Below are 5,924 nucleotides of genomic sequence, written 5' to 3'. Positions count from 1 at the left end.
GCAACCAGTGTGAAAGTAGGTTATCGTCAGGCTAGTTATATAGAAAAACCCCGTCAGGTGATCCTGGCGGGGTTTTTCGCATTCAGCTTCTCTGCAAATTGAGCGTGAAAGCCACGCCGCCGGCCAGATTGTGCACGGCGATGGTGCCGCCCATCTTGGCCATATAGGTCTTGGCGACAAACAGGCCCTGGCCCCGGCTGCCCGCCGCGCCGCCGTCCTGGCTGGATACGCCGTATTCAAACACCTTGTCCAGCAATTCCTCTCCGATCGGCATGCCCTGGTTGTGAATGGCGACGGCGGCATTGCGCTCGCCTGCTTCCAGCGTGATGCGGATGGTGCTGCCGGCTTCGCGGTGCCGCGCCGCGTTCTGAAGGATGTGCGTGATTACATCCTCCAGCGCATGCTCGTCGGCGCGCACCACGACGGCGGCGCCCGGGCCGTCGTAGCGCACGCCGGCAATGCCGGCGCAGGGCGCATTGGCGGCCACCGACTGCAGGAAGGCGTCCAGGTCGACATCCTCCAGCTGCATGGCGCTGGACTGGAAGGCTTCGCTGGGCGAGGCATTGCCGTACAAAATCCGTACCGCCTGCTGCATGCGCTCGATATAGCGCTTGCTCTGATTGCCCTCCGCACCGTGCAGCGCCATCAGCGACTGCAGCGGCGACATGATTTCGTGGCCAACCGCATGCCACATATCACGCTCCTGCTCCGCGCGGATCGCCTCGCGCCCGGCGTCTTCGCGCACGCGGCGCAACAGGTCTTGCAGGCAGCGGGCCAGCACGCCCAGTTCATCCTGTCCGCGCAGGTCGCTGAAATCCTGCTGCGCCAATTCGCTGCTGCCTTTGACGGTTTGCGCCACGCTGTCCGCGCGCCTGGTCAGCACGGTAATGCGGCGGATAATGCCCACCTCCACCACCAGCCAGGCCAGCAGCAGCGCGCCCAGCATGGCGCCGACAAACCAGGACACGCGCGTAGCCACCACGCTCAGATTCTGGTTCACGCTGCGCGCGTCGCCATGCAGTTCCAGCGTGTAGTTGCCGAGCGGCGTGGCGATCATGATGCTGCCCGTGAGCGGCGCATCGCTCGCGCTCACCGGCAGGCGGCGCACCAGCCGCGCCAGCAGCGGCGAGGCGCTTGCCGTGCTGTCGGCCGCGCCTTCAATGCGCAGCAATTCCGGGCCGCCCGTTTTGCTGATGCGCAGCGTCTCGCCAGGCAACAGCTGCGCGCGCAAGTCGGTCAGCCGGAAGCCCGGCGCCACGCGGTCGCGCGCCGTATCGAGCAGAGGTGCGCCGTCGCCGGGGCCGAGTACCGACAAATGGACGCCGATCTTGTCGAGATCCTCCGGCGGCCATACCGGGCGCGCTTTGTCGAACAAGGCGTCCTGCAGCACGCCGACCGGCAGCCGCACCGAGAAGAAGGTGCTGTGCCGGCAGCGCACATCGTCCGGCGCCATGGACGCATCGGTGCACACCGGGCTTTGCCAGATCCAGCCGCGAAAGTCGCGCACCGGCCTGGCGTTGGGGCGGCCTGCATCGGCGGCGGTGAATCCGGTCAGCCGTCCCTGCATGCCGCCGCGCGACTCGATGCCTTCCACGGGCTGCTCGAACGGCGCGATCCAATGGTACTGCGCTCCGCGCATCGCCACCTTGAGCACCACGCGGTGGGACTGCGCCACACTCACTTCACGCTTCGGATGCGGCACCAGCTGGGTGCTGTCGAAGGTGCCCGCCACATAAATGAAGCCGCCCGCCCACGGATTGTTGCCTATGCCTGCGCACACCGAGCCGTGCTCGCCAACCTGGGCCAGGCAGCCGGACATGGCCACCGCCTGCTGCACCTTGTACTGGTCGTCGAAATCCAGCGCGGGGAAGGGCAGCAGCAGGGGATGCAGTGCGCTGCCTTGCGCCGGCGCGGGCGGATTGAGCAGCGCGAGCTGGCCGGTGGGATGGCGCAGCGTGGCGCCGAGCTGGTCCTGCGTTTTGCGGAAGGACTGCGCGTAGCTTTGGTAGCTGAGCTGTTTCTCTTGCTGCAGCACGGAGATGGCCAATCCCACCGTGGCCGCCGCCAGCGACAGGAAGGCCGCGCGCAGCAGGATGCGCTGGCGGTAGGGCTGCAGGCTGGGTACGGGCCAGGCCATGCTCAGGCGGGATCGGTCCAGCGGAAGCCGCGCATCGGCACGCTTTCTATGCAGGCGAAGGCGGGATCGATTTCGCGGAAGGCGTCGCGGATGGTGCTGACGTGCTTGCGGATGTTGTCCCGGTTGCGGCCGCTCTTGACCACGTCGAACAGCTCGTCGTAGCTGACCACCTGGCCGCGCCGCGCGAACAGGGCGGCCAGGATGCGCTGCGCCGTCAGCGGCAGGTTGATGCGCTGGCCGCGCCAGGTGGGCGAGCGCTGGCGCAGCGGGTCCATCGCCAGGTCGGCCGGCGGCTGCTTGCTCTCCTTCGCCGAGCGCAGGATTTCCAGGAAGGTGTCGACGAAGTCGGCTTCCTCGAAGGTGCTTTTTTGCAGATAGTCCCAGGCGTCCAGCGCCTTCATGATGGAGCGGTAGATGGTTGCCGGCATGGCCGACACCACCAGCACAGGCGTGCCGTGGCGCTTGTTGATGGCGTTGATGATGGCCACGCCCGCATGGCGCTCGCGGCCCAGTTCAATGTCGAGCACCACCAAGTCGTATTTCTCGCGCGCGATGGCCGCCTCGGCCTCGTCGCGGCTATACCACTGGTCGATGGCAATGCCCGGCTTGGCCGCTGCGATCCAGCCCGCCAGTTGGCGGCTGGTGGGAACATCGTCCTCAATGACTGCGACTCGCAACACCTGCATCTCCCTCTGGATCATGGCAGAGAGTATCCCTTGTTTTGGCTGAAAAGTCATACCGCCCGCTGTGAGCGTTTCTTCACAGCGGTGAGCAAAGCGGCGCGGCGGCGGCATTGAATGCTCCTGGCGTAGCGCCGCACTATGGATGCCATTCCACCACCACCACGAGGAGAGCATCATGACGAACCGGGCCGCTGCCGCTGCAAGGACGATGGCATTGGCGATACGAGGCGCGTTCAGGCGCACAGTTGGCAAGACAGTTGGCCGCGCGTTTGGCCATGGCGCCCAAGCCCTGTCCAAGCCCGGCCTAGCAGCCAGGCTGGCGCTGCTGGCGGCGGCGGGCGCGCTCGCGTATGGCATCTACGCGCATCCTCCGGTGCAGCCGGTGGCGCGCGGCGACGGCGCGGTGCGCCTGAACCAGTGGACCGGCGCCAGTACCCAGCTGGGCGAGGGGCTGGCCGTGGTTGTGCCGGGACTGCATACGCTGCGCCGCTTCCCCTTGCGCGACCAGACCTACCGGGCGGCGCGCAGCGGCGAGGCGCCGTTCCAGTCCGCAGAAGGACTGTCGCTGGGCGTCGACCTCTCGGTGCGTTACGCCTACGACCAGGCGCGCCTGCCGGAGCTGGCGCGCAAGCTGTCCAGCGACGTGCAGGGCGATGTCGTGGGACCATCGGTGCAGGGCGTGATCTATCAGGTCTTTACGCGCTATACCGTGCGCGAAATCTTCTCGACCAAACGGGCCGAGATCCAGGCGGCTATTGAAACGCAGCTGAAGCCCAAGCTGGCGGCCGACGGCATCCTGCTGCGTTCCGTCACCATAGGCAAGGTGGAGCTGCCGGAAGACTTCAAGGCGGGCATGGAGAAGCTGCTGGCCGAGGAGCTGGAATCGGAAAAGATGCGCTATACCCTGGAACTGAAGGAAAAGCAGGTCAAGCAGTCGGCGCTGGAGGCGGATGCGGAAAAGGTGCGGCGCGAGAAGCAGGCTGAAGCTGCGGCATCCGAGCAGGTGATCGCGGCGAGGGCGCAGGAGGAAGCGATGCGGCATGTGCTGCCCTTCAAGCAGAAGCAAGTGGAGCAGCGCAGGCTGGAGGCGGAGGCCGAGAAGGCGGCGCGCATCAAGACGTCCGAAGGCAATGCGCAGGCGCGGGTAATCGAAGCGACCGGCGAGGCGGAGTCGCGCCGCAAGCTGGCGGATGCGGAGGCTTACCGCCAGGACGCGCTGGGCAAGGCCAGCAGTGCGCAGATGGAGCGTGAAGGCGCGCTGCTGAGCCAGCATCCGCTGCTGATCCAGAAGACCATGGCGGACAAGCTGTCCGACAAGGTGCAGGTGATCATCGCGGCGCCGCCGGCCGACGGCGGCTTTATCGGCTCCGCGCTGCTTGGCCAGCGCAATCCCGCGCGCGAGACCGTGGCTGTCAACGGCCGGGGGAACTGATCATGCTCGCGAGTGTGGTTGCGGCGGCCGCGCTGGCCGTGGTGGTGCAGGACCAGGTTCCGCTGCGCGCCGCCGCGCGCGATACGGCCCAGCAGCAGGCGGTGCTCTGGCAGGGCGATGTGCTGGAGGTGCGCGGGCAGCGCCAGGATTTCCTGCAAGTGTATGACCACAGGCGCGAGCGGGCAGGTTATATCCGCGCATCGCGGGTGCGCATGCTGGGCGATGCGCCTGCCGATGCGCCGGCATTGCTGTCGGTGGTGCGCTTTCTGCGCGATACGCCGGGCAGCGAAGCGCTGGGCATCGCGTACACGGCGGCCTATCTGAAAGCGGCGCCGGCGGACACCATCGGCGGCGAGCCATTCGATGCGCTGGGCGCCATGGCGGAGCGCCTGGCGCAGCGCGCCTCATCCAGGCAAACACCGCAGGTGGAACTGGCGACGTCGGCGCACTTGGAGGTGGTGGCCCAATACGGTGTGGTGCTGCGAAGTGTGGAGCAGGATGGCCAAGTCCGCCTGTGCTATGACGGCGACGCGTACCGGCGCGTGATGGGGATGGCACCACCGCGTGTCACGCCGATCCAGCGCGCCAATGCTGCACTGGCCCTGACCAAGGCTGCGTGCATAGACCCGGCGCCGGGCGTAACGCAGCGCGCGGCGCATGATGTTTGGCGCGCCGGCGTGCTGGATAGCGTTCCGGTGGAAGGGTTGCCGGAATACGTGCAGAACCGCTTGCGCATGCGGCGCGCATCGGTGTGGTCCGCGATTGCCTTCCAGCGTGCGCGCAAGGGCGTGGATGCTCCCGCTGCCGCGAACCTCGCGCTGGAGGCGCTCGCCGGTGTGAACAAGGTCGAGCTCGCGGAGGAGGACGGCGCCGCGTATGGGGAGGCGGCGATCAGGCTGGGCGCAGTGCGCTGGGCTTTGGAGCCGGCGCCGAAGGCCGCCGCATCCGCAGGGCTTGCAATAGCCAGCGTGCCGGGCCAGCCCGGCGAAACCTGCGTGTTGCTGGTCGACGGCAAGCACACGGCAGAAAATCCGCTGCTGCGCCGCTGCACCTACGGCATAGTGTGGAACGCTTCCGCCCGCGTGAATGCGGCGGGAACTGTCTTGGCCTTGGCGGTGCAGCCTATGGATGGCTGGCGCGAATTATGGGTGTTCCGCAAAGAAGGAGCAGGCTGGGCAGTCGGCGTACTGCCGCCAGGAAGCAGCGAACCGGACATAGGCTATGCCGAATTTGCAGGCTGGGTGCCGGGGACGGACAAAATGCTGGTCGCCCGCGAGGTGCGCAGTGCCGGCGCATACAAGCGCAGCTTCGAACTGGCGGGCATCGCGTCGCTGGCAGTTGAACGCGCGGCGGACAAGCCCGAGTTCCTGTCCGCTTTCCACAAGTGGCAGGACCCGGCCTGGAAGCGCCAGACGATAATTTTGCGTTAGGGCTTGCAAGCTGCGTAGCGGCTTGCTATAGTTCTGTCCCCGCGCTGCTGAACATACGCAGCGCTGGATAGAAGTAGAAGCAGGGGGTTGACGGAAGTAACGACAAGCCTCATAATCTTTCTTCTTCGCTGCTGACAAACAAAACGCTTTGTCAAACGCAGCAGATCTTTAAAAATTAACAGTCGATAAGTGTGGGCGTTTGATGATGATGCCGGAAGCGCAAGCTTCTTAGCTCAAATTAT

At 66.2% G+C, this 5,924-nt stretch carries 4 protein-coding genes; 2 read left to right on the top strand and 2 right to left on the bottom strand.

Translation table 11 applies throughout. The annotated features are described in order from the left end of the window. Nucleotides 1-82: 82 nt before the first annotated feature. Both AC07S4_RS30315 and AC07S4_RS30310 read right to left on the bottom strand, forming a co-directional pair. The gene (locus AC07S4_RS30315) at nt 83-2,137 is read right to left on the bottom strand and encodes a sensor histidine kinase (RefSeq protein ID WP_494990127.1); all 2,055 of its coding nucleotides are present in this window, start codon (nt 2,135-2,137) and stop codon (nt 83-85) included. A 2-nt stretch (nt 2,138-2,139) separates the two neighbouring features. Then, nucleotides 2,140-2,823, bottom strand: a complete 684-nt coding sequence (locus AC07S4_RS30310) for a response regulator transcription factor (protein ID WP_494990126.1) — start codon at nt 2,821-2,823, stop codon at nt 2,140-2,142. 172 nt (nt 2,824-2,995) lie between these two features. Between AC07S4_RS30310 and AC07S4_RS30305 the strand changes: the two genes are divergently transcribed. Further along, the gene (locus AC07S4_RS30305; protein WP_494990125.1) at nt 2,996-4,252 is read left to right on the top strand and encodes a prohibitin family protein; all 1,257 of its coding nucleotides are present in this window, start codon (nt 2,996-2,998) and stop codon (nt 4,250-4,252) included. Continuing rightward, complete coding sequence (locus tag AC07S4_RS30300) at nt 4,252-5,682, top strand: hypothetical protein (protein ID WP_494990128.1); 1,431 nt, start codon at nt 4,252-4,254, stop codon at nt 5,680-5,682. The genes AC07S4_RS30305 and AC07S4_RS30300 overlap by 1 nt, the downstream gene beginning before the upstream one ends. Nucleotides 5,683-5,924: the final 242 nt, after the last annotated feature.

This window comes from Pseudoduganella sp. GW821-FHT05F09 (genome assembly GCF_059419605.1).
The sequence above is the reverse complement of the archived record's forward strand: the minus strand, read 5'-3'. Positions and strand labels throughout refer to the sequence as shown.